At 66.0% G+C, this 24041-nt stretch carries 23 protein-coding genes; 9 read left to right on the top strand and 14 right to left on the bottom strand.

What is annotated here, in order from left to right; all coding sequences use genetic code 11:
* The first annotated feature begins 327 nt into the window (after positions 1 to 327).
* Positions 328 to 771 (top strand): hypothetical protein, encoded by a 444-nt coding sequence (locus DB032_RS11325; protein WP_146176650.1) that lies wholly within the window; start codon positions 328 to 330, stop codon positions 769 to 771.
* A gap of 158 nt (positions 772 to 929) precedes the next feature.
* On the opposite strand, the gene DB032_RS11320 is transcribed toward DB032_RS11325, so the two are convergent.
* From DB032_RS11320 to DB032_RS11305, 4 genes are all read right to left on the bottom strand, one after another.
* Complete coding sequence (locus DB032_RS11320) at positions 930 to 2030, bottom strand: two-component system response regulator (RefSeq protein ID WP_107799581.1); 1101 nt, start codon at positions 2028 to 2030, stop codon at positions 930 to 932.
* Positions 2027 to 5125, bottom strand: coding sequence for a response regulator (locus DB032_RS11315; protein ID WP_158274292.1), 3099 nt, complete (start codon positions 5123 to 5125; stop codon positions 2027 to 2029). Before DB032_RS11315 ends, DB032_RS11320 begins: the two co-directional genes overlap by 4 nt.
* A gap of 200 nt (positions 5126 to 5325) precedes the next feature.
* Positions 5326 to 6642: an amidohydrolase family protein gene (locus tag DB032_RS11310; protein WP_107799579.1), complete on the bottom strand. Its 1317-nt coding sequence runs from the start codon at positions 6640 to 6642 to the stop codon at positions 5326 to 5328.
* Positions 6643 to 6659: 17 nt separating this feature from the next.
* On the bottom strand, positions 6660 to 7448 hold the full coding sequence (locus DB032_RS11305; RefSeq protein WP_107799578.1) for a uracil-DNA glycosylase family protein: 789 nt from the start codon (positions 7446 to 7448) through the stop codon (positions 6660 to 6662).
* A 194-nt stretch (positions 7449 to 7642) separates the two neighbouring features.
* Between DB032_RS11305 and DB032_RS11300 the strand changes: the two genes are divergently transcribed.
* From DB032_RS11300 to DB032_RS11285, 4 genes are all read left to right on the top strand, one after another.
* The gene (locus DB032_RS11300) at positions 7643 to 9205 is read left to right on the top strand and encodes an alkaline phosphatase (RefSeq protein ID WP_107799577.1); all 1563 of its coding nucleotides are present in this window, start codon (positions 7643 to 7645) and stop codon (positions 9203 to 9205) included.
* Positions 9206 to 9289: 84 nt separating this feature from the next.
* Complete coding sequence (locus DB032_RS11295) at positions 9290 to 9835, top strand: TetR/AcrR family transcriptional regulator (protein ID WP_107799576.1); 546 nt, start codon at positions 9290 to 9292, stop codon at positions 9833 to 9835.
* Between the two features lie 143 nt (positions 9836 to 9978).
* On the top strand, positions 9979 to 10290 hold the full coding sequence (locus DB032_RS11290) for a multidrug efflux SMR transporter (protein WP_107799575.1): 312 nt from the start codon (positions 9979 to 9981) through the stop codon (positions 10288 to 10290).
* Between the two features lies 1 nt (position 10291).
* Complete coding sequence (locus DB032_RS11285) at positions 10292 to 10606, top strand: multidrug efflux SMR transporter (RefSeq protein ID WP_107799574.1); 315 nt, start codon at positions 10292 to 10294, stop codon at positions 10604 to 10606.
* A gap of 19 nt (positions 10607 to 10625) precedes the next feature.
* Here DB032_RS11285 and ampC read toward each other — a convergent pair whose 3' ends face one another.
* Together ampC and ampH are read right to left on the bottom strand one after the other, a co-directional pair.
* Positions 10626 to 11792, bottom strand: a complete 1167-nt coding sequence (ampC, locus tag DB032_RS11280) for a class C beta-lactamase (protein ID WP_199225878.1) — start codon at positions 11790 to 11792, stop codon at positions 10626 to 10628.
* A 220-nt stretch (positions 11793 to 12012) separates the two neighbouring features.
* Positions 12013 to 13125, bottom strand: a complete 1113-nt coding sequence (gene ampH, locus DB032_RS11275; protein WP_107799572.1) for a D-alanyl-D-alanine-carboxypeptidase/endopeptidase AmpH — start codon at positions 13123 to 13125, stop codon at positions 12013 to 12015.
* Positions 13126 to 13612: 487 nt separating this feature from the next.
* Between ampH and DB032_RS11270 the strand changes: the two genes are divergently transcribed.
* Positions 13613 to 14314, top strand: coding sequence for a hypothetical protein (locus tag DB032_RS11270; protein ID WP_107799571.1), 702 nt, complete (start codon positions 13613 to 13615; stop codon positions 14312 to 14314).
* A 53-nt stretch (positions 14315 to 14367) separates the two neighbouring features.
* Here the strand turns inward: DB032_RS11270 and DB032_RS11265 are convergent, their stop codons facing one another.
* Genes DB032_RS11265 through DB032_RS11250 form a run of 4 tightly spaced genes read right to left on the bottom strand, consistent with a single transcriptional unit; the run spans position 14368 to position 18503 of the window.
* On the bottom strand, positions 14368 to 15561 hold the full coding sequence (locus tag DB032_RS11265; protein WP_146176649.1) for an AMP-binding protein: 1194 nt from the start codon (positions 15559 to 15561) through the stop codon (positions 14368 to 14370).
* The gene (locus DB032_RS11260; RefSeq protein ID WP_107799569.1) at positions 15558 to 16484 is read right to left on the bottom strand and encodes a glycosyltransferase family 2 protein; all 927 of its coding nucleotides are present in this window, start codon (positions 16482 to 16484) and stop codon (positions 15558 to 15560) included. The genes DB032_RS11265 and DB032_RS11260 overlap by 4 nt, the downstream gene beginning before the upstream one ends.
* A 25-nt stretch (positions 16485 to 16509) precedes the next feature.
* Positions 16510 to 17691 (bottom strand): hypothetical protein, encoded by a 1182-nt coding sequence (locus DB032_RS11255; RefSeq protein WP_146176648.1) that lies wholly within the window; start codon positions 17689 to 17691, stop codon positions 16510 to 16512.
* A complete protein-coding gene (locus DB032_RS11250) occupies positions 17688 to 18503 on the bottom strand; it encodes a hypothetical protein (RefSeq protein ID WP_107799567.1) in 816 nt (271 codons plus the stop codon). The genes DB032_RS11255 and DB032_RS11250 overlap by 4 nt, the downstream gene beginning before the upstream one ends.
* A gap of 351 nt (positions 18504 to 18854) precedes the next feature.
* Here DB032_RS11250 and DB032_RS11245 point away from each other — a divergent pair, with 351 nt between their 5' ends.
* Positions 18855 to 19211: a DUF4180 domain-containing protein gene (locus DB032_RS11245; protein WP_107799566.1), complete on the top strand. Its 357-nt coding sequence runs from the start codon at positions 18855 to 18857 to the stop codon at positions 19209 to 19211.
* Positions 19212 to 19296: 85 nt separating this feature from the next.
* On the opposite strand, the gene DB032_RS11240 is transcribed toward DB032_RS11245, so the two are convergent.
* Both DB032_RS11240 and DB032_RS11235 read right to left on the bottom strand, forming a co-directional pair.
* The gene (locus tag DB032_RS11240) at positions 19297 to 19665 is read right to left on the bottom strand and encodes a LecA/PA-IL family lectin (protein ID WP_107799565.1); all 369 of its coding nucleotides are present in this window, start codon (positions 19663 to 19665) and stop codon (positions 19297 to 19299) included.
* A gap of 155 nt (positions 19666 to 19820) precedes the next feature.
* A complete protein-coding gene (locus tag DB032_RS11235) occupies positions 19821 to 20159 on the bottom strand; it encodes a hypothetical protein (RefSeq protein ID WP_107799564.1) in 339 nt (112 codons plus the stop codon).
* A 180-nt stretch (positions 20160 to 20339) separates the two neighbouring features.
* On the opposite strand from DB032_RS11235, the gene DB032_RS11230 reads away from it, so the two are divergent.
* Together DB032_RS11230 and DB032_RS11225 are read left to right on the top strand one after the other, a co-directional pair.
* Positions 20340 to 20693: a hypothetical protein gene (locus DB032_RS11230; protein WP_107799563.1), complete on the top strand. Its 354-nt coding sequence runs from the start codon at positions 20340 to 20342 to the stop codon at positions 20691 to 20693.
* Positions 20690 to 21331: a CHAP domain-containing protein gene (locus tag DB032_RS11225; protein ID WP_107799562.1), complete on the top strand. Its 642-nt coding sequence runs from the start codon at positions 20690 to 20692 to the stop codon at positions 21329 to 21331. The genes DB032_RS11230 and DB032_RS11225 overlap by 4 nt, the downstream gene beginning before the upstream one ends.
* A 95-nt stretch (positions 21332 to 21426) precedes the next feature.
* On the opposite strand, the gene DB032_RS11220 is transcribed toward DB032_RS11225, so the two are convergent.
* Complete coding sequence (locus DB032_RS11220) at positions 21427 to 22515, bottom strand: chitosanase (RefSeq protein WP_233246688.1); 1089 nt, start codon at positions 22513 to 22515, stop codon at positions 21427 to 21429.
* Positions 22516 to 22764: 249 nt separating this feature from the next.
* A complete protein-coding gene (locus DB032_RS11215; protein ID WP_107799560.1) occupies positions 22765 to 23883 on the bottom strand; it encodes a hypothetical protein in 1119 nt (372 codons plus the stop codon).
* Positions 23884 to 24041 lie beyond the last annotated feature (158 nt).

The raw sequence follows: 24041 nt of genomic DNA, 5'->3' as shown, positions 1-24041 counted from the left end.
ACAGATTCAGGATTTCCCTTGCAAGCGTCGCCGCGCGGAAAGGGGGAAATCAGACTTTCGGGAATCAAGACCGTGGTCTAGATTGATAGATTTATCGATGCGCCTTTGAGCGGGGCGTCCCGGATTTTCACTTTTCGCTTTTCTGGGACGCGCCGGGTCTTCCGGGAAATTTCAGTTTTTAAGCGTTGTTCCTTCAAGCGTCGAATTCGGCCAGGGCCATTTCAAATTAATGGGCTTTTTACGCGTCAATATTTGCAACTTCAGTTGGATTGACTATGTTGACTTCATGACTGGCCGCAAATGCGTACTTCTCAGCGAGGAGGAAATATGATGGATAAAGAGGCGCTCAGGCAGGAAGCCATGAGATGGCGAAACTGGTTTAGCAAAGGTCAGCGGCTTTGGAGCTTCGCCCATCATACGGCCATTTTCGGATCGATTCTCTGCAGCGTGGTGGTGGGCGGCTTGCTGCAGGTGCAAGGGCATGACCTGAAGGGTTATTCCACGGTGTTGACCTCGATCGCCGCGGCCTTGTCCAGCCTGGCCGCCGCGGGCGGCTTCGAGCGCAAGTGGAAAAGCAACCGCATGAGCCGCAGCCGGGTGGACGGTTTGCTGATCGATATTGAAGCGGGCTCGTACAGCATGTCGGAATTGGCTTGCCAATTGAAGGAAATCATTTCCAAGCATGATCTGGACGTGACTAAAAGAGACAGTATGGAGCCCTTGCTGGTGGAGCATAAAACCAGCAGCACCGTTAAATCTCTGCTTTCCTAAACGGCGTCCCCGCAAATGAAAAAGCGCTGATGGCGGCCATGGCGCTTTGATTGGAATGTAAAAACAGCCTTCGCCGTTTATCCGGCGCGGGCTGTTTTTTTATTGCTGTTGCGGAATACGGCGCGGTCTTGGCGCGGTGCTTGGTTGGGAGGCGGTTCTTAGTCGGTATAGCGCAGGGCGATGGCGCGGAAGGTTTCCGTCATGCTCAGGAAGGCGGCGACGATGTCCGGGTCAAAATGCTTGCCGCTGCCTTCGCGGATGATGGCGACCGCCTGCTCATGGGGGAAGGGGGGCTTGTAGACGCGGCGGGATATCAGGGCGTCGTAGACGTCCGCCACCGCCATCAGCCGGGCGGACACCGGAATGTCGTCGCCGGTCAGGCCCTGGGGGTAGCCGCTGCCGTCCCATTTTTCCTGATGACTGTAGGCGATCTCCTTGGCGTGGCGCAGAAAGCTGCTGGGGGAGTCCAGCAGCCGCTCCGCCGCGGCGATGGTGTCGCGTCCCAGCGTGGTGTGGGTTTTCATGATTTCGAACTCTTCCGGCGTCAGCTTGCCCGGTTTGAGCAGGATGTCGTCCGGAATGCCCACCTTGCCGATATCGTGCAAGGGCGCGGATTTGAACAGTTCCTGGATGGTCTCCTCTTCCAGCACGGCCTGGAAGCGCGGGTGATTGCGCAGTTGGGTGCACAGGGCGAGCACGTAGTTCTGCGTCCGGCGCAGATGGTTGCCGGTTTCATGGTCGCGGGTTTCCGCCAGCGAGGCCAGCGCCAGGATGGTGACGTCCTGAACCACTTGCACTTCGTGGATGCGGCGTTCCACTTCGGTTTGCAGGAAGGCGGCCTTGTCTTCCAGAAAGTCGGCGGCGGCCTTGAGCCTCAGATGGGTTTTGACCCGGGCCAGCACGATGGGCGGCGAGATGGGCTTGATGATGTAATCCACCGCGCCGGCGTCGAAGCCGGCCTGTTCGTTCTCGTTCTCGCCCATCGCGGTCAGAAAGATCACCGGGATGCGCGCGGTGCGCGGGTTGGCCTTGACCTGGCGGCACGTCTCGAAGCCGCCGATGCCGGGCATCATCACATCCAAGAGCAGCAGGTCCGGCAGCGCGTCGCCTTCCAGCAGTTCCAGCGCGCGCTCGCCGCTGTTGGCGATTTGGGTCCGATAATGGTCTTTCAGCAAGCCATACAGCAAGGTGAGGTTTTCCGGGGTGTCGTCCACGATCAGAACGGTCTGACGCGGGGCCGCCGGGGCGGAGTCCGTCATCTTATGTCCTCCGGCAAGGGGATGCGCTGGGCGGCCGCGGCGTGGCGCAACAGTGTCAGCGCGTTGACGAAGTCAAAGTGGTTCAGCGCTTTTTCGAAGTCGGCGAATTCATCGGGGCCGAACAGGGCACGCAGCGCCGGCGTCTGTTGCAGGAACAGTTCCAGCGCGTCGCCGTCGCTGGCGGCCAGCAGGGCGGCCAGTTGTTGCAGCAGCGCCGGGCCGGCCGGCGCGTCCGCCGTCGGCGCGCCGGCGCCGGATAAGCGGTCTTCCGCTTCCAGACCGGCGCGCAGCGCCGTCATCACCTGTTCCAGCGCCTGTTCCAGCGGCGCCAGATGAATGGCGCCGCGCGCGCGCAAATCCCGCTCCAGCACGGTGGCCGCCTCCTGCAACTGCACGCAGCCCACATTGCCGCTGACGCCTTTGAGCGTGTGCACGGTGCGTTCGGCCTGGACGTAGTCGCCGATTTCCAGCGCCGCGGACAGCCGCGCGGCGGCGTCCGCTTCCTCGGCGATGAATTGGCGCAGCAGGTGCAGATACAGCTCGCGCTTGCCGGCCACGCGTTTCAAGCCGGCCTGTTGATCCAGGCCGGGGATGTCCGGCAGCGCCAGCGCGGACGAGGCGGCGCGGTGGATCTCCGCGCCCGGCGGTATCGGCTTCACCCAGCGCAGCAGGGTCTGGAACATCGTATGCGGGTCTATCGGCTTGGCGATGTAGTCGTCCATGCCGGCGCTCATGCAGTCCTCCCGCTCCTCAGACAGCGCGTCGGCCGTCATCGCCAGCACCGGCAAGGAGGCGAACTGGGGATCGGCCTTGATCTGCCGGGTGGCCGAGATGCCGTCCAGCACCGGCATCTGCACATCCATCAATACCGCGTCGAAGCCTTGCGGCCCCATCGCGGCCAGACGCGCCAGCGCTTCGCCGCCGTGATTGGCCAAGGTCACCAGCGCGCCCGCGTCGCCCAGTAGTTCCACGGCGATCTGCTGATTCACCAGATTGTCTTCCACCAAGAGCAGGCGCACGCCGTCCAGCCGCGGCAATTCCTCGGTTAGCGCCACCAGACCGTGGTCCCGCTGCGGTCCGAACATCGCCAGCACCACGTCGTAGAGCGAGGACAGGCTGACGGGCTTGATCAGGACCGCGTCGCAGCCGCTCAGCTCGCCCTGGGCGCGCACGTCGTCGCGGCCGAAGGCGGTGGCCAGCACCACCTTGATGCTGCGGCTGATGCTGCGAATCTGGGAGATGGTTTCCACCCCGTTCATGCCCGGCATCATCCAGTCCACGAAGACCGCGTCGAAAGGCCGGTCCAGATTGGCCTGGGCGATCGCCGCCACCGCCTTCGGCCCGGAGGCGCAAGCGTGGGCGTAGAAGCCCAGCGAGCGCAGCTGGTCGGACAGGATGTCCCGCGCCGAGGCGTTGTCGTCCACCACCAGCACGCGCAGGCCCTTGATCTCTCCGGGCAGGCCCTGGCGGCGGGTGTCCACGGCGGAGGACACGCCCAGCCAGGCGTTGAACATGAACAGGCTGCCCCAGCCGGGGGCGGATTCCACCCGGATGGAGCCGCCCATCAGCTCCACCAGCCGCTTGGCGATGGTCAGGCCCAGGCCGGTGCCGCCAAAACGGCGGGTGGTGGAGCCGTCCGCCTGGCTGAACGGCTGGAACAGCCGCGCCGCCTGTTCCTCGCTCATGCCGATGCCGGTGTCGTGCACGCAGAAACGCAGCTGGACCTTGTCGCCCACTTGTTCCAGCCGGCTGATGATGATGGCGACTTGGCCCTTTTCCGTGAACTTGATCGCGTTATTGCTCAAATTGATCAGCACCTGGCTGAGCCGCAGGGCGTCGCCCACCAGCCCCTTGGGCACGTCCGACCCCACTTCGAACAGCAATTCCAGCGATTTGTCCGTCGCCTTTTGCGCCACCAGCGAGGACACCGCCTCCAGCACATCGTCCAGCCAGAACGGTTCGGCCTCCATTTCCAGCTTGCCGGCCTCCACCTTGGAGAAGTCCAGGATGTCGTTGATGATGCCCAGCAGGGAGGTGCCGGCGTTGTGGATTTTGTTGACGTAGTCGCGCTGTTGCCCGCTCAGCTTGGTTTTAAGCGCCAGATAGGACATGCCGATGATGGCGTTCATCGGCGTGCGGATTTCATGGCTCATATTGGCCAGGAACATCGATTTGGCCTGGGTGGCGTCTTCCGCCTGCTGCTTGGCCACGCGCAATTGTCCGGCGGTGTCCGCCAGCCGCGCGTAAAGCAGGCCGTTTTCCAGCAGCAGGATGATCAGCACGAAGCTGGCGGACAAGAGGCCGTAGCCGCGGCCGGCGTAAAAGCCCAGGTCGAAGCGGCTGGCGTTGAGCATGGCGGACAGGGCGATGTCGCACAGCCAGGCCGTCATCACCACCGCCAGCCAGACATCCAGCAAGGTGCGCGTCCAGCGCCGCAGCAAGAGCAGCAGCGCCAGCGCGCTGAAGCCCCAAACCGCGGACACCACGCCGAACATGATGGGGGTGTAGCGGCTGCCTTGCATGATGGGGGGAAACCAGGGGTGGCCCAGCGTGGCCAGCGCCGTCAGCGCCGCCATCAGCGCCAGCGAGCCGGCGACGCAGCCCAGCACCGCCGGCAGCGCGCTGGCGAAGCGCTTGGGGCCGTCGTTGCGCTGGGCGAGCAGCGCGTAGGCCAGCACCATCAGCGGAAAGCCGCCGTGCCAGAACATATACATCCAGGCCGTGGTCTGCGGCCCGGCGCCCAGCAGGCCGCCCGGCGCGAACACGCCGGGGAAGGTCAGCGAATGCGCCATCGCCATCAGCGCGGTGAACAAATAGCCCGTCGCCAAGGCCAGCAAGGCGCGAGCGCGCAAGATCGCGTACTGGCCGAACAGCAGCGCCGCGGTGACCAGATCGCAGACCGCCATCGCCGCCTGATAGGCGGGAATGAAGGCGGGCACCTTGGGCAGGGGCAGCTTGGCGAAGGGCAGCGCGCAGACGAAGACCAGCATGGACACCACGATGGCGGCCAGGGCCAGCCGGCGCTGCGCGCGGCTGGGCGGCAGCGTGGACAGAAACTCGAAGGCGTCGTTGCCGGAGGCGGGAGTTTGCTGCATGCGCCAAAGCTCCATTGATCAACGGATTTGGTGTTTATGAATTAATCATATTTTGCTGTTTTATAGCATATGCACTCGTAAGCAGGGAGTGGAATGTCCATTGCGTATCCACGCATGCCGGAGACGCCGCGGGGACCGCGGGCATGGGGGCGCGCCGCCGGATCGGCGCTGTCGCGGAGCGCGGACTTTGAGCGGCGGGCTCAGGGCGCCAGCGGCGCCACGCCGGCGTAGACCTTGCGCAGCGCGGCGCGGACGTCGTCCAGCCGCTGCTCGCCCTTGGGCGTTTTGGCGGTTTGCATGCAGAGCCGTTTGGGCGCGCCGTCCACGGTCAGCGCGTCGCAATCGGCGCGGCCGGCCGCCGCCATCGCGTCGCTGTCGCCGTAAAGCAGCCGGCCGTCCACCAGTACCGCGGCCACGTCGCGCAGCCTGGCGTCCAGCAGCGCCTGGCCGGGGGCGGCGGCGCGGCTGGACAGGATGACGACGTCGGCTTTCAGGCCGGCGCGCAGTTCGCCGATGTAGTCGTCCAGGGCCAGCGCCCGCGCCGGGTGGCGGGTGATCATGGCCACCCAGTCCCGTTCCCGGATCGCGCTTTGGAATTGCTGGCGGTTGACGCTTTCCGCCACGCGCAGTTCGTCGAACAGATTGTCGCTGCCGGTGGGGTTCCAATCCACGCCCAGCGAGACCGGCACGCCGTGGCGCAAGGCGAGGTCGACGCGGGTGGTGCGGCCGTACAGGGCCAGATTGCTTTGCGGGGACCAGATCAGCTTGCTGCCCGCCGCGCCCATCTGGCGGAACTCCTCGTCGCCGAAGGCGGTGCCGTGGATGACGGCGGTGCCGGGGGCGAGCAGGCCCTTGGCCTTGAGCGTGGAGAATTCCGCCAGCGCGTCGGCGTCCACGCCTTCGGCGACGTGGATCAGGAAGGCGTCGGTCGCGTTCCAGTCGATCTTGGGCGCGCCGCCGACGTCCAGGATGAAGGTGCGGACGTGGGCGGAGGAGACCGGCAGGCCGGACTGGGGGTTCTCCGCATTGCGGATCAGCCCTTGCAGGCAGCGGCCGGCGGGCGAGCCCTGTATGGTGGTGACGCCGCTGATCAGCGCCTTGGCCTCGCCGTATTTCACCATTTCGCAGATCAGGCCGCTTTTCTTCAATTGATCGTAGGGGCGTTTGAAGGTTTTGTAGGCGGCGGCGCGCTGCCATTGCCCGCGGTTCTGGTAGAGCTTGGGCGGCGTCCACTTGGGCAGCGCGTTGTAGGCCACGTGATTGTGGGCGTCGATGAAGCCGGGAAAGACGTAGCCCTCGCTCACGTCCAGCACGGTGGCGCCGGGGGGCTCGGCGCAGTCCGCGCCGGCGCAGACGATGCGGTCGCCGGCCAGCACCAGCCGGCCGTCGCTCTCTTGTTCCGCCAGCACCAGGCGGCCGCGTATCACCAGATGTTCGTCGTCGCCCGGCGTCACCGTCACCCCGGCGTGGGCCGGCAACAGCGCGGCGGCGCACAGCAGCCATCCCAGGCTTTTCATTTGCTTCTCCCGCCGGTTCAGCCCTGGTCCGCCTGCGCCGTCCACAGAATGGAGGCGTTGGCGGCCGGGGTTTTCAGTTTGGCCTGGCCCTTGATCACCCGCGTGGCCATATCGCCCTGGCCCAGCCAGGCCGGCATGCCGAAGGGCAGGTCCGCGGCGGGAATCCGCGCCAGATCCTGCTCGCGAAAGCCCGTCAGCTCATAGGGGGTGGGGTCCGGCGCAAGGCCGGGGTCCGGGTTCAGCAAGGGCGCCAGCGCGGCCAGGGTCTGGTTCCAGGATTTGAGCAGCGCGCCGGGCGAGCGCGCGGTGGGATGCTGCGGCTGGAACAGCCGCTGCGCGGCCTTGAAGGACGCCGCGCCGGGCCAGTCGTCCAGCACCTTGGCCGCCGCCTTGCCAAAGCCGATCACCGCTTGCAGGCCGGGTTGCTTGAGCTGGTCCAGCAATTGATTGCGCCAGGCGCGCACCGCGGCCTGATCCATGAAGCCGGCCATCTCGGCGTCGAACTGGCCGTAAATGCTATACAGGCTGGCGTTGACGATCACGTAGGAACGGTCCAGGCCCAGCTTGCGCAAAAAGCCCTGCACCCGCTGGCCGGCGGTGCCGACCATGGCGCGGCGCGTCAGGTTTTCATCGGCGGACGGGTCCTGTCCCACGATCAGCACCTTGGCGCTGCCGTCCAGGCGGCCGCGGTAGTAGACGGGGCCCCATTCCAGGCGGAATTTGGCCGGGAGAGCCTGATAGCTTGCCAGCGGAGCGTGCTCGAACAGCGAGGAGAAAGGCGGGGGCGGCCCGGGGTCCCAGAGCATGTGCTTTCCTTTGAACCTGTTGGCGGAGCCCGTTGACTGCGGGCCGGCTCGGAGGGCCGCGCGGCGGGTGTTTGAGGTATATGCGATCAAGCGCGCGAATGAAATACGTAAAACCCGCTAGCGGGACATCCTGGCGTCATCTTGCCGCGGCAAGATCGGCGTTTTGACTGTCTTGATCAACACCGGAGAACGCCATGGATCGCCGCCGTTTTTTGAAAACCTCGCTTGCCGGAGGCGGCCTGTTGCTGGCCGGGCCGGCGCTGGCCGCGCCGGCCGTCGTCACCTCGGACCGTTTGCGCCCGTTGATGAATTCCGGCATCCAGATCGGCGACGCGAGCGCGGACCGCGCCATTGTCTGGGCGCGCTCCGACCGGACCGCGCGCCTGGTGGTGGAGTGGGACCGCAGCGAGCGCTTCGCCAGCCCGCGCCAGGTGCGGGGCCCCTGGGCGACCGAGGCCGGCGACTTCACCGCGCGCGTGGATCTGAGCGGCCTGCCGGCCGGCGAGCGGCTGTATGTGAGAGCGCGTTTTGAAGACGCGGTCCATCCGCGGGCCTGGTCCGAGCCGGTGACAGGGAGCTTTCGCACTGTGGCGGAAACGGCGCGCGATCTGCGCTTCGTCTGGTCCGGCGACACCGCCGGCCAGGGCTACGGCATCAATCCGGACTGGGGCGGCATGCGCATTTACGAAACCATGCGCCGGCAGCGGCCGGATTTCTTCGTGCATTGCGGCGACACCATTTACGCAGACGGCCCGATGGCGGCCGAGACGGCGGTGGAGGGCGGCAAGATCTGGCGCAATCTGCTGACGCCGGAAGTGAGCAAGGTGGCGGAGACGCTGGACGAATACCGCGGCCGCTACCGCTACAACCTGATGGACGCCAATGTGAGGCGCTTTGCCGCCGAGGTGCCGCAGATCTGGCAATGGGACGACCACGAGGTGGTCAACAACTGGTCCGACGGCAAGGACTTGTCCGCCGACCCGCGTTACCGCGAGAAAAACATAGGCGTGTTGCAGGCGCGCGCCACCCGCGCCTTTCTGGAGTACGCGCCGCTGCGGCTTCACGGCAACGGCGAGGACGAGTGGGTGTATCGCCATCTGCCGCAAGGGCCGTTGCTGGATGTCTTCGTGCTGGACATGCGCAGCTATCGCGACGCCAACGGCGCCAATCTGCAGCGGGAGAGCGAGCCGGGCGCGAACTTCATGGGCCGGGCGCAGCTGCAATGGCTGTTGGAAGGCTTGCAGGCTTCCAAGGGCGTCTGGAAGGCGGTGATGGCGGACATGCCGCTGGGCCTGCAGGTGGCCGACGGCAAGAACGCGGACGGCAGCGCGCGCTGGGAGGCGATGGCCAACGGCGACCACGGCCGGCCGCTGGGGCGCGAACTGGAGCTGGCCTGGCTGCTGGGCGAGATCAAGCGCCGCGATATCCGCAACGTGGTGTGGTTCACCGCCGACGTGCATTACACCGCCGCCCATCATTACCATCCGGAACGCGCCGCCTTCGCGGACTTCAATCCGTTCTGGGAGTTCGTCTCCGGTCCGTTGAACGCCGGCACCTTCGGTCCCAATCCGCTGGACATGACTTTCGGCCCCAAGGTGGTGTACCAGAAGGCGCCGGAGACGCAGAACCTGTCGCCGCTGGCCGGCATGCAGTTCTTCGGCCAGGTGGACATAGACGCCCGCAGCCGCGCGATGACGGTGAGGCTGAAGGACGTGGCCGGCCAGACCTTGTTCACTCAGGAGCTGGCGCCGGCCTAGTTGCGACGCCCATCGCGCGCTTGACGCTATTTCCTGGGATTCAATAGAATACATACGTATGTATTCAATGAACCGGGAGGCATCGTGAGCAAACCCAGATCCATCGATCGCAATCAGGTGTTGGACGCGGCGGAAGAGATCATAGAACGCAAGGGGGCGGCCGCCCTCACCATAGACGCCGTGGCCAAGGCCGTGGGCATCAGCAAGGGCGGGGTCCAGTCCTGTTTCGGCGCCAAGCGCAATCTGGTCAACGCCATGTTGGAGCGCTGGGGCAAGCACTACGACGCGTGTTTCGAGAAAACCGCGGGTGTCGCCGCCGAACAGCTGTCCAGCGTCGAGCAAGTCAAAACCCATGTCCGCATCACCGCGACGGAAGAGGCCTTGATCACCCGCGCCGCCTGCCATCTGAGCGCCATGCTGGAGTCCAAGGATCAGAAAGACTGGGTGCGGGCCTGGCATGCCGAGCGCTTGGGCAAGCTGGACGTGGCCACCGAGGAGGGCCGCCGCGCGCGCGTGGCCTATCTGGCGGTGGAAGGGGCGTTCATGCTGCGCTACTTCGGCCTGGCCGAGATGAGCGAGCAGGAGTGGCGGGACGCGTTCCAAGATATCGAGCGATTGGCGGAGCGCTGAAGACGTTCTTGGCGCGCTCATTATCAAGTGGGCCGCCGCAGGGTTTTTCCGTTCTTGCCCGAGGGTGCGTAAACAGGCTCCGGGCGTGTGCCGCGACGGCTGAACGGGCTTTGATGATTGAGTCGGGGAAGGGGCGTTTAAAGATGCTTAGCTGGGTGTTGTTGCTGTTTGCCAGCGGTTTGGAAGTACTGTGGGCCGCGGGTTTGAAGCGCTCGGAAAGCGTATTGGAATGGTTGGCGACCATTGTCTGCATCATCGGCAGTTTCTCCTTGCTGGTGCTGGCGACCAAGAGAATGGGCGCGTCGACCGCCTATGTGTTTTTCGTGATCTTCGGAACCGTAGGCGCTTATCTGTTGGATGTGGCCTTGTTCGGCAAGCCGTTCAGTCCGGTGGCGATGCTGGCGATTGCGGTGATCCTGTTTTCGGTGGTGCAACTCAAGCAAGTGAAAGACTGAAATGGACTGGCTTTATCTGTTGGCGGCGGGCGTGCTGGAAATTCTGGTGGTGGTGGGGATCCGGGACATCGCGCTGAAGCGGTATGTCAGGGGCTGCGCGCTGTATGCGACGGGCTTGAGCAGCTCCTTGTTTCTTCTCTACTGGGCGATGAAAACCATAGACATGTCTATTGCTTACGCCGCTTATACCGGGATTGGCGTGGTGGGCACGGTGGTGACCGGCATCCTGTTCTGGGGCGATAAAAAGAGCAATAAAAAGCTTGCCTATCTGTCGCTGCTGGTCGCGTCCATCGTTGTGCTCAAGACCGCCGGCTAGCGACGACGGCCGTGCAGGATCATGGTTGAGCGGCGGGCGCGAGTCCGCCGTCCAGCCGCGCCAGGATGCGGTAGGCGGCGCTCACTCGTTCGGCCAGCGGATAGGACTTGTTGGCCAAGAGCACGATGCCCAGTCGTTTTTCCGGGATATAGGCGGCGTAAGCCGAAAAGCCGTTGGTGGACCCGGTTTTGTTGATGAAGGCCCGCGTTTGCGGCGGCAGCGGCGGATCCAGGCGCTGCGCCGGCATGCCCTGATAGATATAGGCGGGGGCATTGCCGCTCAGCAGCCGCGGCAGGTCCACCGGATACGGGTATTGTTCCCAGATCAGGCCTTGGGTCAGCACCCCGGCGCGGTAGTAGCCGATATGGGTGTCCTCGAGCGCGGCCCGCAGCTTGGGCGCCATGGGCAGCAGGCCCATATTGGCGTTGAGGAAGCGCGCCAGGTCGGCGGCGCTGGTCCTGACGCCGTAGGCCTCGTCCGCCAGCAGGGCCGGAGTCAGCCGCGCGGGCCTGTCGTTCTTGTCGTAGCCCTGGGCGTAGTCGCGCATTCTCTGGGCGGGGACGTTGACGAAGCTGCTGTCCATGCCCAGCTTGGCGAAGATCCTGCCTTCCACCGCCGCCGCGTAGGGCATGCGCATGCTGGCGGCGGCGATCTGGCCCAGGACGCCGATGCCGATATTGGAATAGACCCGCTGCCCGCCCGCCGGCTGCCTGGGGCGCCAGCGCCGCATGAATCGCCGCAATGTGCCGGCGTTGTCGACGTCGTCCGGCACGAACAAGGGCAGGCCTGAGGTCTGAGTGCCCAGGTTCAGCAGCGTGACCCGTTCCAGGCCGCCGCCGGCCAGCGCCGGCAGGTGCTGGGTCACGGGGTCGGCCAGCGAGAGCCGGCCTTCGGCCTGGGCATAGCTGGCTAGCGCGGCGGTGAAGGTTTTGCTGAGCGAGCCGATCTCGAACAGCGTGGCGCGCGTTACCGGCCTATGGTCGGCCTTGGAGGCGACGCCGTAGTTGTAAACCTGAACGCCGCTGTCGACGGCGAGGCCCACCGCCATGCCGGGGATGCCGTGCTTGCGCATCAACGCCGGGATTTCCGCGTCGACGGCGGCTTGGGGCGAAGGCGCGGCGGCCAGGGCGTGGGCGGATAGCGCGGCGCAGGCCAGCAGCAGGACGCGGCGATTCATTGCGGGCATGACGATGCCTCCTTGTCGATGAGGATGTGGGAAAAGAAGGAGCGGCGCGAGTCATGGCGTCTGCGCGTCGCCAGGGCCGTTTGGCGTCTGTTCAAGGCCCCGCGAGCGAGGCGAGGCTTTGCGCCCGATCAAGCCGCATGCGCCTGGGCGATAGGGGGATTTCGAAGCGGCGTCTGCCGCATCGGGCCCCGCGACGCGCAGCGAATCGCAAGCGGCTTTCTTAGGAGCGGTTCAGCGCCAGCAGCAACTGGTTCACGCCGTCGCTCATCGCCTGGTAGCGGGTCTGCTTGCCGCGGGTCAGCGCCACCCATACCGCGGTCTGCCGCTGGGGATCGATGGCGACGTAGCTGAAAAAGCCGCCGCCGCCGGCGGTTTTTTGCAGGAAGGGCCGGGTGTCCGGCTGTTCGTGCATCGCCACCCAGCCCAGGCCCAGCGCGTCGGCCTTGCCGGGCACGTCCATGCCGGCGAGGCTGCGCAATTCGGCGCGCTGATAGCGCATCTGGAAGGTTTGCTGGTACAGGCGCTTGCGCTGCTCGTTTTGCGGCCGCACCAGGTCCTGCAGCCAGCGTTGCATGTCGGCGGCGGTGGAATAGACGCCGCCGCTGCCTATGGCCGCGCTGGTGTTGACGCAGGGACTGGCCTCCACGCCGCGCAGCAGGCGCGCGCATTGGGCGGGGCTGGGGCTGAAGGTGGTGTCGCGCATGGCCAGCGGCCCGGTGACGGTGTCGCGCAGCAGCGCCGGATAGGGCTTGCCGGCGGCGACGGCCAGCGCGTCGGCCAGATAGTCGTAAGCCAGATTGGAGTATTGCGCGCTCTGACCCGGCGCGAAGCGAGCCTTGGTCTTGGCCAGCCAGCGCCAGCGCTGCTGTTGATTGGGCCAGACGAAAACCGGCGTGTCGCGCGGCTTGACGCCCGGCAGTTCGCGCGGGAAGCCGCTGGTGTGGGTGGCCAGGTGGAGCAGGGTGATGGGCTGGCCGGCCAGGGCCTTGGACTGCGCGCTTCCCGCCGGCGCGAACTTCCGCAGCGGATCGTCCAGCTTGAGCTGTTGGTCCAGGACCATGGCCGCCAGCACTTCGCTGGTCATCAGCTTGCTGAGGCTGGCGATGCGCAGCAGCGAATTGGCGTCCGGCGTCTGGCGGCTGCCCGGGCGGGTTTCTCCGTAAAAGCGTTGCAGGCCGCCTTGTTTGTCGACGACCACCATCACCATGCCCACCGCCTGGCTATCCTTGAAAATCCGCTCGGCGTGCTGGTTCAGTTGGGCGATGGGCATGGCGGCCTGGCTCAAGGCCGGCAGGGCGGCCAGGGCCAGGCTGATGAATCCCTTTGTTCTCATTGATCTTGCTTTCCCTTGGATGAGGCGGCGCGCCGGCGGCGCCGTCAGATGGCGTGCATTTTAGGGGGGAGGCGGTGGGCGGCATAGCGCGCAATATGTAACGGCTGTAACCAGAGCCGCCGACCCAGTCCGAAAGTACAGGCACGCCCGGTTTTCAAGATGCTATTACTGGCTAGTCGAAGTCCCTATCGCCGCCATTATCGGCCCCGCCTCGTCCGCGCCAAGGCGCCCGCCCCTGATTGACGACTTAGTGGCTGTTTGTTCGCCCGCGCCGCCGCGCGGGGGAGGAGAGATCCATGCGCAATCACGCAATCATCATCTCAAGCCAGGGGTAGAACCGCTGGCAAAACCCGCTTGAACGCGCCAGCCCGCGCGCCGCGCCGGCGTCATGCCGTTTGCGCGGGTTTTGTCAGCTGCTGTTGCCGTAGGGAGGTCGCGGGCCTTGGGCCCGCGCCTGGGCAGCTGACTCACTTTGGAGGAAAGCGTCATGCCATCAGTCAATCAGTTCGCCTATGTGCCCAACACCAGCACGTATAAGTTCGCCTATGGCGGCTCCATTCCCAATATGTCGATCGCCAATATGCCCAGCGACACCAATTGGGCGCGCTGGACCATGCTCAACGACGGCGAGTATTACCGGATGTATTTCTTCAAGGGCAGCAGCGCGGACACCTTGTACCAGGCCGCGTTCAATCCGGCCACGTCCAAGTACGAGTTCGGCTTCCACTCCATCCCGGAGTTGAAGATCACCGGCGCGCCGCCGGACGCGGACGCCAGCAGCGTGTCCATGCTCTACGACAGCAGCACCAGCACCTATCGCTTGTATTTGCGGCGCCTGGGCGCGCCCACGGTGCTGTACCAGTTCGGTTTCAACCGCTCCACCAACCACTATGAGTACGGCTACAACTCCATTCCCACTCTGAACGTCACCGGCGCGCCGGGAGACACCGACTTCCACCGCTGGTCGATGTTGTTCGACGGCAGCACTTACCGCTTGTACGCCTTCAAGGTGGGCAGCGTGGACACCTTCTACCAGTTCGGCTACAACCCGCAGACCCAGGCCTACCAATACGGTCACGATTCCATTCCCATCCTGACCCTGGTGGGCACGCCGGCCAACAGCAATCTGACCAGCATGTCGATGTTGTTCGGCCAGGGCGATTACCGCTTCTACTTCCAGACCTTGTAAGCGCGCGGCGGGCAAGGGCGGCGGACGGCCGGGACGGTGGTCCGCCGGCGGCTTCAGTCCCGCAAATCCACGATGGGCGGCGTCTTGCTGGTGACGGGGTCCAGCCGCCATCGCGCCCGCGCGGCCAAGCCGAGCGCGAAGGCGCCGTCATCCGGCGCCAGGCCCAGCAAAGCCGCCAGGCGCGCGCGCAAGGCCGCTTCCGGGCCGGCGTCCAGATGTTCGGCCAAGAGCAGGGTCAGCCGCTCGCGGCCGGCCGGGTCGCGGTCCAGCTGGATCTGGAAAGCGTGCTCCGCGCCGGCCAGTTGCGCGAAATCGTCCAACTCGTACGTGGTTTCATTGAGGCGGAAGGACCGGCCGTCGCGGCCGCGCAATTCCAGCCAGCGTTCGCCGTCGCACTCCACCCAGCGGCCGATGTCGCCCAGGCAGTAACGGAACACCGGGAAGCGCCGCCGCCAGGCGTTGCTGACCGCGATGCGGCCGTAACCGGCGGCGTCCGGTTGCAGGACCTCCACCGCCACCCGAGGCAGCACCCGGAACAGGCCGGGGCGGCGGCTGGCGTCGCTCCAGGCCCAGATGCCGGTTTCCGCGCCGCCGTACAGCGACCAGAGCTGGGCCGCGCCCAGCGCGGCGCGCAGCCGCGCCAGCGTGGACGCGTGCAGGGTTTCGCCGGCGTACAGCAGCTGCGGAATCTCCAGCCGCTCGCCGGCGGCTGCCAGATGGGCGGCGAACAAGGCCAGCCGCGACGGGGTGCCCAGCACGTGGCTGGGGCGGAATCGTCGCGCCGCGGCCAGGATGTCGGCGTCGGCGGCGTGGGCGCTCATCGGCAGCGTGGTGGCCTGACAACGTTCCAGCACATCGTCGACGATGGCCGCGGTGCGGTAGAGATTGGCGTAGCCGAACAGGTTCAAGGCGATGCTGGCGGGACCGAACACCCCGTCGGCGCGCAGCCGGTCCGCCAGCGCCTGCCGCTGGGCCAGGTTTTCCGCAATGTCCACCGGGAAGATCAGCGCCGCCCGGGTGCTGCCGCCGGAGCGCACCAGATAGAGGCCGGACGCTTCCCGCTCCGGCGAAAACGTCTCCAGCGCGGCTTGCAGCGTCGCCTTCTCCAGCGGCGGCGCGTCTTCGGCGCAAGCCACGCCGCGGTAAAGCGTTCGATAGAAGGGGTGGGCGCGGGCCAGTTCGAAGCACTCGCGCAGCAAGGCCTGCTGGCGGGCCGGCGCGGGCGGCTGGGCGGGCGGCGCCTTCATGCCGGCAGCCTGGCCGTGTCCATCGGCGTCAGTCCCAGCTGGATCAGCAGCGGACGGTGGCGGCTCAGGAAGGCGCGCCGCTGCGCCGCGTCCGGCAGCGCTTCTTGCGCGTAGTCCAGCCAGCGCTGCGCCAGCATGCGAGCCAGGCGCAATTCGTCCGCGTCCTGGCTGCCCGCGTAGCGCAGCACCGTGGGCGGGGTGGCCAGCAGCCGCCAGTCCCGGCACGGCCGGTGCGACAGGCTGTCCGCCAGAATGCGGAAGCGGATCAGCGGCGCGGACAGCAGGCCGGCGCGTCCGCCGTGCGCGACGATCTCTTTCAGCACCCGGTACCAGAAATCGATGCCCTCGTTCAGCCGCGCGCCGGCCACATAGCGTTGCGTCAGCAGCCATTGCCGCCGCGCGGCCACATTGCTGGCCCGCCCCATGAAGAAGTCCGGGTGGCCGGCGGTGCGCAGCGGGCGGGGCAGCAGGAAGGCTTCGTCCTCCAAAGGCTCCAGTTCGGCGCGCAAGGCGTCCAGCTGCGGAAAGCGTTCCTCAGGCGGCGCGCTGTCGTAGCCCAGCACCGCCAGGTCCAGCCGGTGCTCGTTCATTTTCTGCTCCAGCAAGCGCAGGCAGTCCGGCCGGTAGCAGTCGTCGGCGTCCAGGAAGCTCACCAGTTCGCCGCCGGCCCGCGCCAGGCCGGCGTTGCGCGCCGCGCCGGGGCCGCTGTTGCGCGGCAGCCGCAGCAGCACGCTGCGGGTACGGCTCAAATCCTGGGCGTGGTGGCGCAAGGCCTGCTCCGCCGCCTCCGCGCCGTCGTCGGTGCTGGCGTCGTCGACGATGATGATCTCGTGCGGCGCCTTTTCCTGCGCCGCCAGCGAGGCGATGGTCTCGCCGATGTAGGCGCGTTTGTTGTACAGCGGAATAATGACGGAATGCCGCATGAAGCCCCCTGTGCGCGAAACCGGTTCAGGCCGTCGCGGCGGCGGAGTACAGCTTGCCGCGGCGCTGGTGCAGATTGATGATCAACTCGTCCGAGCCGCGAAACACGCCGGGGCCGTAGCTTTCCGCGTCGCGGCACAGCTGCATGCCCACCAGCCGGATGCGCTGCCGGCTTTCCGGGTCCACGAACTCGCTTTGCTCGATGTAGTCCTGGAACATGTATTGCGGCCATTGCCCCAGCACCAGTTCGCGCCAGGCGGTTTCGCCGCAGGCGGAGCGCACCAGCGAGCCCAGGCCGCGGCCGCCGCTGCTGGGTTTGGCGATGAAGTCGCCGGCGCGCGCCAGCAGGGCCTCGGCCTCGTCCCGCGAGGCCGGCGCGAAGGAGGGGATCAGAAAGGGGCGCAAGGCCGCGTAATCGTCGGCGTCCAGGCAGTCCCGCATGATGTCCTCGCGATTCAGGACCGCCAGCACCCGCTTGTCGTGCACCAGGATCAGCGTGCGGATGTCGTTGAAATACGCGCCGCCGTCCAGCAACTGGTCCAGCACCCGGTCCGGCAGCAGCGGCAGCTCGCTGCGATCCATTTCCAGGATGCAGCGGTTCACCGTCCGGCCGTCCAGCCGCAGCTTGCCGTCGCGGACGCTGAGCGCCTCCGGCCGGGCGGACAGAAAGTGGACGCCGTCGCGGCGCAGTGTTTCCGCCAGCAGGAAAATCTCGGTGCCGGGTTCGCGGGCGTGCGTCAGCGCCACCACGCAGCCGGGCGGATGCCATTGACGCAAGGTTTGCAAGAAGGCGTCGTCTCCGGCCGGCTGACCCAGCCAGCGGCTGATCATCCAGCCGTTCATCGGGTAGCGCGCGCCCACCTCGCAAATGCGCGGCTGGCCATGGCGGTCGTAGATGAAGTCCGGACGGTAGAAGCCCACGCGGTAAGGCCGGCCGTGCGCGCGCCGCAGCAGCGCTTCCATGGCCTTGGGCAGCTGATAGAGCGCCCGGATGCGTGGATCCAGAAAGTAGCGGCCGACAATGGCGCGGAAGGCGGCGTCCAGCAGCGCGCTCAGGCGCCGCAGGCTGCTCAGATAGTCGGCGGACACCTCCACGCGGGCGCGCGCCAACTGTTCCGGGGCGAACAGGGGCGGCGCGCCCGGCGGCCAGGGCGGCGGCGCGGCGGCCTGGTCCGCCAGCCGCAAAAGCGGAGGCCGCGGCCGGCTCACAGCGCCTCCGCGGCGGCGTCCCGCGGCACCGTCGCCAGCACCGCCGCCTTTTGCTCCAGATAGGCGCCGACGATGCCGTCCAGGCTGTAGCGCTCCAGGTCCAGCGCCATGGCCCGCGCGTAGTGGTTTAGGGCGTTCATGGCGTGGAAGAAGTGGTTTTTCTCGGTGGGGCCGCAGTGCACGCTGATCCAGCCCAGCGTGCGGGTGGCGTCTCGCTCGGCGAAGCCCAGCGTCCGGGTCAGCCAGCGGCGGAACAGCGGCAGGATGAATTCCACCTCGCCATGGGTGTAGATCTCGTGCGTCAGCGTGGTCAGCAGCGCGACGGCCAGGTCCGGCTCGCGCAGCGACTGATGATCCTTCCAGCTTTTGAAGGCCTTGGCGCTGGGGTGGAGATAGGCATGGGACAGCCACTGGTCATCTCCGACAATGCCCGTGGCCATGTTGTAGTACATCTGCGCGTGCAGCACCTTGTGCGTGACCGCCAAATCCTCGTCCACGATGCGGTTCAAACAGACGATGGCGGCGAACAAGGCCTCGCGGTCCGCCACCGGCTGGCCGGTGTGGACCCGCAGCGTCAGCCGGTTGCTGATGCCGGCCACCGTCATCGCGCTATTGTTGGTCTGGCTCCAGCTCTGGAAAAAGCGCCGCAGCGTTTCCGGGCTTTGCCGCCGCGCGGTCAGGCGCGCAAAGCCGGATTCGATCGCGTCGAAGTGGCTGCCGTGCCGTTCAAAGGCTTGCAGCAGCTCGCGCTTGAGGTGGGACGCGGGCAAATCCCGCAATACCGGCATGATGATCTGGCTGAGACGGTGCATGAACGGAACCCTTGCTTGCATTGAGCGCCGCGGCGGCCCGGGCGGAGCGGCCGCCGGCCCGGTTTCTTTTACGCTTGCGCAGACATCAATATGGTTTAAGGATCAGACTGCCGATATAGGTACTACCACCATATTGAAAATCCGCATGAATGATCTAGGAGCCAGTTCAAGGTCCGTCGCGCTTCGGCGACGCGGTGTTAAACACGTTTCTCTCTGTGCTTGCCGTCTAGGCGCGTTCTTGCTCGCGAGCCTTTGAGCAGGTCTTAAGAGCCATGCTCAAACGGCGCTTGTCGCGCGGCCATGTCTTAGTCATGATTTGCTTTTGTTTTTCATGCAAGGGAGAGCGTGCCGATGGAAACCCGAGTGACGACCGTCAAGCAGACGAAGTTGATCGAGTGCAGCGCCGGGGTGGCGAGCCTGGACCAGGCGCTGGATTTGGTGGCCTTGTGCGCGGAGCACGACGCGCCGCGCGTGCTGCTGGCGGAAGAGGCCTTACCGCCGGCTTTTTTCGACTTGAGCAGCCGCTTCGCCGGCGAGTTCGTTCAGAAGCTGGTCAACTACCGTCTTGCCGTGGCCGGGGTGTTCGTCGACGGCGCCGCCTACGGCGAACGTTTTGGCGAATACCTGAGCGAAGCACGCCGTGGCCGGCAGTTTCGCGTGTTCGACGATAGAGAGGCGGCTCTGGCCTGGCTGGCGGCGCAGCATTGAGCGCGTAGCGGCTCGGACAGCGTGAAGGCGGGGAAAGGACGCGGAGCAGCCCCTTGCGGGGCTGCTTGCGAGCGGAAGAGCGCGATCAGACCGCGTCTTTGCCGATGCTTACCTGGAAGGAACCGGAGTTGTTGCCGTAGGTGCTGGGCACATCGTTGTAGTACAGCGTGATCTGGCCTTGCGCGTTGGCCGGCGCTTTCCAGCGGAACAGGCCGGTGTTCACCGGGATGAAGCCGCCGGCGCCGATCTTCATCACCAGCGCGCCGCAGTAGGCGTCGCCGCAGATCAGGCCCTGATTGGGGTGGCTCTTGTCGCCCTGCGGGCCCCAGTTGGGCTGCGGGCCGTAGCCTGCCCAGCCCGACGCGACAATGGTGATCACATCGCCGGGATTGTAAGTGATGGTGGTGGGTTCCCCGTTGGGATTGTTCGCAGCGACAGTACCGGTCCAAGCCATGGTGAATCTCCAAAATGAAAGTGAGAGAAAGCAGATTCGACGTCGCGCCGACGGCGCGAGGAATATGCTTATTTCATTAAAGTTGGCGATGGGGGTTTTAGCCGCTGATCTTTCGGCGAGGTCGGCTAGGGGAACTTCGGATAGCTTGCCGGCGCTCAGCGGCCTTTATCCAGCTTGCAGGCCAGGCCGGTGCCGGCGAAGCCGCCGTAGAGCTTCATTTCATCCGGCAGCTTGCGCGTGATGAAAAAGCTGTCCGGCAGCGCCAGGCCGGCCTTGTCGCGCGGCCAGGTCAGCAGCCCGCGTTCGTCCATATAGCCCTGAAAACGCTGTTCGCCGCGAATCAGCTCCACCGTCTGGCTCTGGCGGCTGAAGTGGAAGCGGGTGGCGTCGGCGCAGTGGTAACTGGCCTGCATCGCCTGCGGCTTGCAGCCGGCCAGCAGAACGAGCAGGGCCGGCGCCAGGCTGGCGAAAAGGAAACGGGCGGGGACGGACATGGGCGGCGTTCGGGCTGAGGACGGAAGGCCGCCAATATAACAAGAGCGGCCGGCGGCGGCTAGCCGCGCTCCGGGCGAGGCTGGTTCATCGGCACGGCAACTGTTAACATGCCGATCGAATTTTAGGCCGCCTGTCTCGATGGCGGCCGCAAGGAGACCGATATGTTCCCGCGAAAACCTATGCTGTTTGTCCTTGGCGCGCTGACGCCGTTTGCCGCCATGGCGGCGGATATTTATATCGGCATGCTGAGCGCGCACGAGGGGAGCTTGCGGCTGACCCGCTGCAGCATCGGCAAACCTATCTATCAGTTGCTGAGCCAGGAAGGCCGGCCCTTGGCGGAATGGCCGGGCCTGTCGCCGCAGGCGCTGGAAGAACAGGCCAAAACCTCGGCCCGGATCCTGGGCGAATTCACGGAGCGGGACGGCAAGCCGGCCTTGCAAGTGGAGCGCATCGACGCGATCCGTTCCGGCGAGTCCTGTCATCTGGAGGATTGGCTGGACGAGCCGGTCAAAGCCGGGCCCGGACAGCAATGAAGCTGAGCAAGGGCAAGGTGGCGCTGACGCTGCTCGCGCTGCTGAGCGGCGCCTACTGGGCGGCCACGCATCTGAGCAGTAACTGGGGCCGCGCGGTGGGCGAGCCTGTGGACGTCTTCAACGGCGTCGCCGTGTATTACAACGGCGGCGTGCAGAATGTGGAAGGGCGCAATCTGGCGCCGGACGGCTACAATCTGGGCCTGCGCTATCAGTGCGTGGAGTTCGTCAAACGTTATTACTATCAGCGTTTTGGCCACAAGATGCCGCAAGACAAGGGCCATGCCCGGGATTTCTTTCAGTCCCGTCTGGCCAACGGCGCGCTCAATCCCGAGCGCGGCCTGCTGCAATACCGCAACGGCGGCGGCGACGCGCCGCGGGCGGAAGACCTGATCGTGTTCGCGCCCTGGGTGTTCAACCGCTATGGCCACGTCGCCATCGTCAGCCGGACCGGGCCGGATTTCATCGAGATCATCCAGCAGAACCCCGGCCCGTTCGGCGAGGCCCGCGAGCGGCTGCCCTTGCTCATGGAGCAGGGCGTCCCGCGGGTGGACCATCCGCGGGCGCTGGGTTGGCTGCGCCGCGCGCCGCAGGCCTCGGCGCCGGCGGGGGAAGGCTTGGAGCCGGCGGGCAAGGCCTGAGAGCCTGTTCAAGGTCTGCTGCGCTTCTTAGACAAGGCGCTCACCGTGGGGCGTCTTCACGATGCGCGGCGGATCGTGAACCGGGCCGGGCGCGCCTACTTCATCTTCCAGCTGGTGGCTTTCAGCACCGCGGCGTCGGCGTCTTTCAGATCGGTCTCGCTCTGGCTCAGCAGGCCGCTCCATTGTTTGACGCGATTCTTGCCATTGGGCGGCTGGTTGTATTCATTCGTGTCCACCACCTTGCTGCGCTCGGCGTGGAAACGGTTCATGAAGGTTTTTTCGTCGCCGCTGCCGCCGGAACGGGACAGCAGTCCCTGCAGCGTGTCGGAACCGCCGCTGGCGCCCTGGTTCAGCGCGGTGTCCACGAAGGAGCCTATCGTCAGCGCGCTGCCGAAACCGCGCTGGCGCGCCTGTTGCACGCTGTATTGGATGTAGACCTTGTAAAAGGTCTGCCACATCGCTTCGCGCCAGGCGGCGTTGTTTTGCAGCGCGGCTATCTTGCCGCAGAACACCTTCTCGCTGTCGCTGATCTTGAGCACCGGCCCTTGCATGCCGCCGCGCACCCCGGCGCGCGCCAGTCCGCCGGCAATAGAGGGATTGCCGGCGCCGCTGGCGGCGTCGAACTCCTTGAACAGCGTCGGGCCGTCCGGCCCCTGATCGCGCGGGCCGCCGGTGGTGGCGCCGAAAATGCCGATGGTGAAGCCGCGTTCGTCGTCGATGTCCTCGCAATAGCCGTAAAACTTGGGCCAATCCAGCGAGTCTTGCTCCGGCTTGTTCACCAACTTCATGATGTTGTTCCACTGCTCGCCGTCCAGCCCGGTGTTGGCTTTCAGGAATTTCAGCGTGCTGGGGGAGAAGTTGGCGTCCGGATTGGCCGCTTTGGCCTTGCCGGGCAGCGCGCAGCGCGCGCCGGCGGTCCAGGGCTGGCCGATTTCCGCTGCGCCGCTGCTGGCGTCCGGCGTGTTGCCCTGGGTCCAGTAAACGGCGGTGAAGTTGACGCCGTGATGGCTGGCCACGCTGCCGGCCGGATAGGGCGTGGCGGCCTTCCATGGCGCGGCGCAGACCGCCAGCCGCGCAGCCAGTCTAGGAGCGCTGCCGGCGGGGGAGGCTTGCGCCCAGGATGCGCCGGCGCAGGCCAGCCAGCCGGCGCCGGCCAGGGCCAGCATCGAGAGTGTGCGTTTCAAAACGTTCTCCGGTAGACAGAGGTAGGGCGGCGCGAGCCGGGAAAACGCACAAAATGCCATACGGATTTTATTGGTGAAAGAGGGGGGGACTGGCAAATGGAACGGGCGGCGCGGATGCGCGCAAGTAGATGGGCCTCCTGTCGGCGTTTCAGTGTTGGAAGAGGGAAATAGTGCTGCGCCGCGCGCAGCAAGCGCATTCTATGCGGATTGGCGCGCGGAAAATTCAGGCGATGAGGTTTGGAGCGGGCACTACTCCAGCCGCATCACATCGCTGCCCTTGTCCAGCGCAGGGTAGGCCAGCGCCAGGTAGTCTTGCGCAAAGCCGGCCAGGGCCTCGGCGGACGGCAGCGCGTATTCCCCGCTATTGGGATCGAAAAACCGGAATGTCCGCGCGGCATGATCCACCCTGGCCGCCAAGGCGTGGCCGACGCCTTGGGCGGGGCGGATGCCAATGTTGTACAGGCCGTCGCGCTCCAGCGCGATCTTGAAGCCCGGGCTTTCGCTGTGGCCGCGAGGGCTCAAGCCATAGACGGCGAAATAGTCGGCGATGGCGTCTACGCTTCGCCACACATAGCTGTTGACCGCCAGTTCCATCACCTCGTCCCGTCCGCCCTCAGTTTCGATGTCGCGGAAAAAGGCCTCGGCCTCGTTTGGCCAGCTGCGCTGGCTGGCCAACCATTTGACGACCAGCGGGAAGCAAACGCCTTGTTCGCCTATCGTCGACCCCTGGATGAACGCGGTTTGCCGGAAGGCGCGCGCCTGCTCGCCGCCATGCGCCTGCGCGCATTGGGTCCAGGCGTCCTCCGATGCGCGCGCCAGCGCGGCGAGCAGGCTTTTGACCTTGCCGGGCTTGGGCGCGGAGCTGAGATCGACCTTGCCCAGTTTTCTTTCCGCGACGGCGATCTGTTTCGGCCGGCCGCAGGCCTGGATGCCGGACAATAATTCGGCGTAGCTTGCCGGCGGACGCTCGAAAGCCACGCCCACCATCTTGAAACGGCGCAGCAGCGCCGGCGGCATGGCTTGCGGGAGCGGGGCGTCCGCCTTGGCCTCTGGCTGGGCGAGGCGTTGTTTGGCCCGCGTCACCACGCAGGCGCTGCGCAGCAGGCCCAGCTCTTCTCGAATCACGCGGACTTGCTGTTGCATCAGGCTGCGCAGCAGCAGGCCGGAGCTCCTGTCCCCAGCCGGCGGCGGAGCGTTGCGGGGCGCGACGACGGGCGGGCTCAGGCGCAATAAAGCGGACAGCCTGAGCGGGCCGGAGCCGACGACGGCTCCCCGGGCGCGGAGAAAGTCCCTGGCGCGCTGGGTTTGTTCCGGGTGCAGCAGATAGCTGCGGCCGGTGTACAGCACCAGCATGCCGTCTTTGCGCATGCCGACGCGGCTGTGTTCCTTGTGGTCTTGCAGGCGGGATAGGTCGTACTGCTACGCCCGCAGTTGGATGGCGGTTGGAATGGTGCTCATGGCGGTTTTCCCGGCGAGGTGCTGATTTGAAGCGGCGGCGTCTCGGCGCGCCGTCCGAAGCGGACGGC

The organism is Chromobacterium sp. Panama (assembly GCF_003052555.1).
GTDB lineage: Bacteria > Pseudomonadota > Gammaproteobacteria > Burkholderiales > Chromobacteriaceae > Chromobacterium.
This window is presented reverse-complemented; position numbering and strand designations above follow the sequence as displayed.

What these genes read in the sequence shown, in the direction of transcription:
- DB032_RS11325 (WP_146176650.1), top strand. Translation starts at nt 328, where the DNA reads ATGATGGATAAAGAGGCGCTCAGGCAGGAAGCCATGAGATGGCGAAAC.
- DB032_RS11225 (WP_107799562.1), top strand. Translation starts at nt 20,690, where the DNA reads ATGAAGCTGAGCAAGGGCAAGGTGGCGCTGACGCTGCTCGCGCTGCTG.
- DB032_RS11270 (WP_107799571.1), top strand. Translation starts at nt 13,613, where the DNA reads ATGCCATCAGTCAATCAGTTCGCCTATGTGCCCAACACCAGCACGTAT.
- ampH (WP_107799572.1), bottom strand. Translation starts at nt 13,125, where the DNA reads ATGAGAACAAAGGGATTCATCAGCCTGGCCCTGGCCGCCCTGCCGGCC.
- DB032_RS11300 (WP_107799577.1), top strand. Translation starts at nt 7,643, where the DNA reads ATGGATCGCCGCCGTTTTTTGAAAACCTCGCTTGCCGGAGGCGGCCTG.
- DB032_RS11260 (WP_107799569.1), bottom strand. Translation starts at nt 16,484, where the DNA reads ATGCGGCATTCCGTCATTATTCCGCTGTACAACAAACGCGCCTACATC.
- DB032_RS11230 (WP_107799563.1), top strand. Translation starts at nt 20,340, where the DNA reads ATGCTGTTTGTCCTTGGCGCGCTGACGCCGTTTGCCGCCATGGCGGCG.
- DB032_RS11285 (WP_107799574.1), top strand. Translation starts at nt 10,292, where the DNA reads ATGGACTGGCTTTATCTGTTGGCGGCGGGCGTGCTGGAAATTCTGGTG.
- DB032_RS11290 (WP_107799575.1), top strand. Translation starts at nt 9,979, where the DNA reads ATGCTTAGCTGGGTGTTGTTGCTGTTTGCCAGCGGTTTGGAAGTACTG.
- DB032_RS11265 (WP_146176649.1), bottom strand. Translation starts at nt 15,561, where the DNA reads ATGAAGGCGCCGCCCGCCCAGCCGCCCGCGCCGGCCCGCCAGCAGGCC.
- ampC (WP_199225878.1), bottom strand. Translation starts at nt 11,792, where the DNA reads ATGCCCGCAATGAATCGCCGCGTCCTGCTGCTGGCCTGCGCCGCGCTA.
- DB032_RS11245 (WP_107799566.1), top strand. Translation starts at nt 18,855, where the DNA reads ATGGAAACCCGAGTGACGACCGTCAAGCAGACGAAGTTGATCGAGTGC.
- DB032_RS11305 (WP_107799578.1), bottom strand. Translation starts at nt 7,448, where the DNA reads ATGCTCTGGGACCCCGGGCCGCCCCCGCCTTTCTCCTCGCTGTTCGAG.
- DB032_RS11235 (WP_107799564.1), bottom strand. Translation starts at nt 20,159, where the DNA reads ATGTCCGTCCCCGCCCGTTTCCTTTTCGCCAGCCTGGCGCCGGCCCTG.
- DB032_RS11315 (WP_158274292.1), bottom strand. Translation starts at nt 5,125, where the DNA reads ATGCAGCAAACTCCCGCCTCCGGCAACGACGCCTTCGAGTTTCTGTCC.
- DB032_RS11310 (WP_107799579.1), bottom strand. Translation starts at nt 6,642, where the DNA reads ATGAAAAGCCTGGGATGGCTGCTGTGCGCCGCCGCGCTGTTGCCGGCC.
- DB032_RS11320 (WP_107799581.1), bottom strand. Translation starts at nt 2,030, where the DNA reads ATGACGGACTCCGCCCCGGCGGCCCCGCGTCAGACCGTTCTGATCGTG.
- DB032_RS11240 (WP_107799565.1), bottom strand. Translation starts at nt 19,665, where the DNA reads ATGGCTTGGACCGGTACTGTCGCTGCGAACAATCCCAACGGGGAACCC.
- DB032_RS11250 (WP_107799567.1), bottom strand. Translation starts at nt 18,503, where the DNA reads ATGCACCGTCTCAGCCAGATCATCATGCCGGTATTGCGGGATTTGCCC.
- DB032_RS11215 (WP_107799560.1), bottom strand. Translation starts at nt 23,883, where the DNA reads ATGCGCAAAGACGGCATGCTGGTGCTGTACACCGGCCGCAGCTATCTG.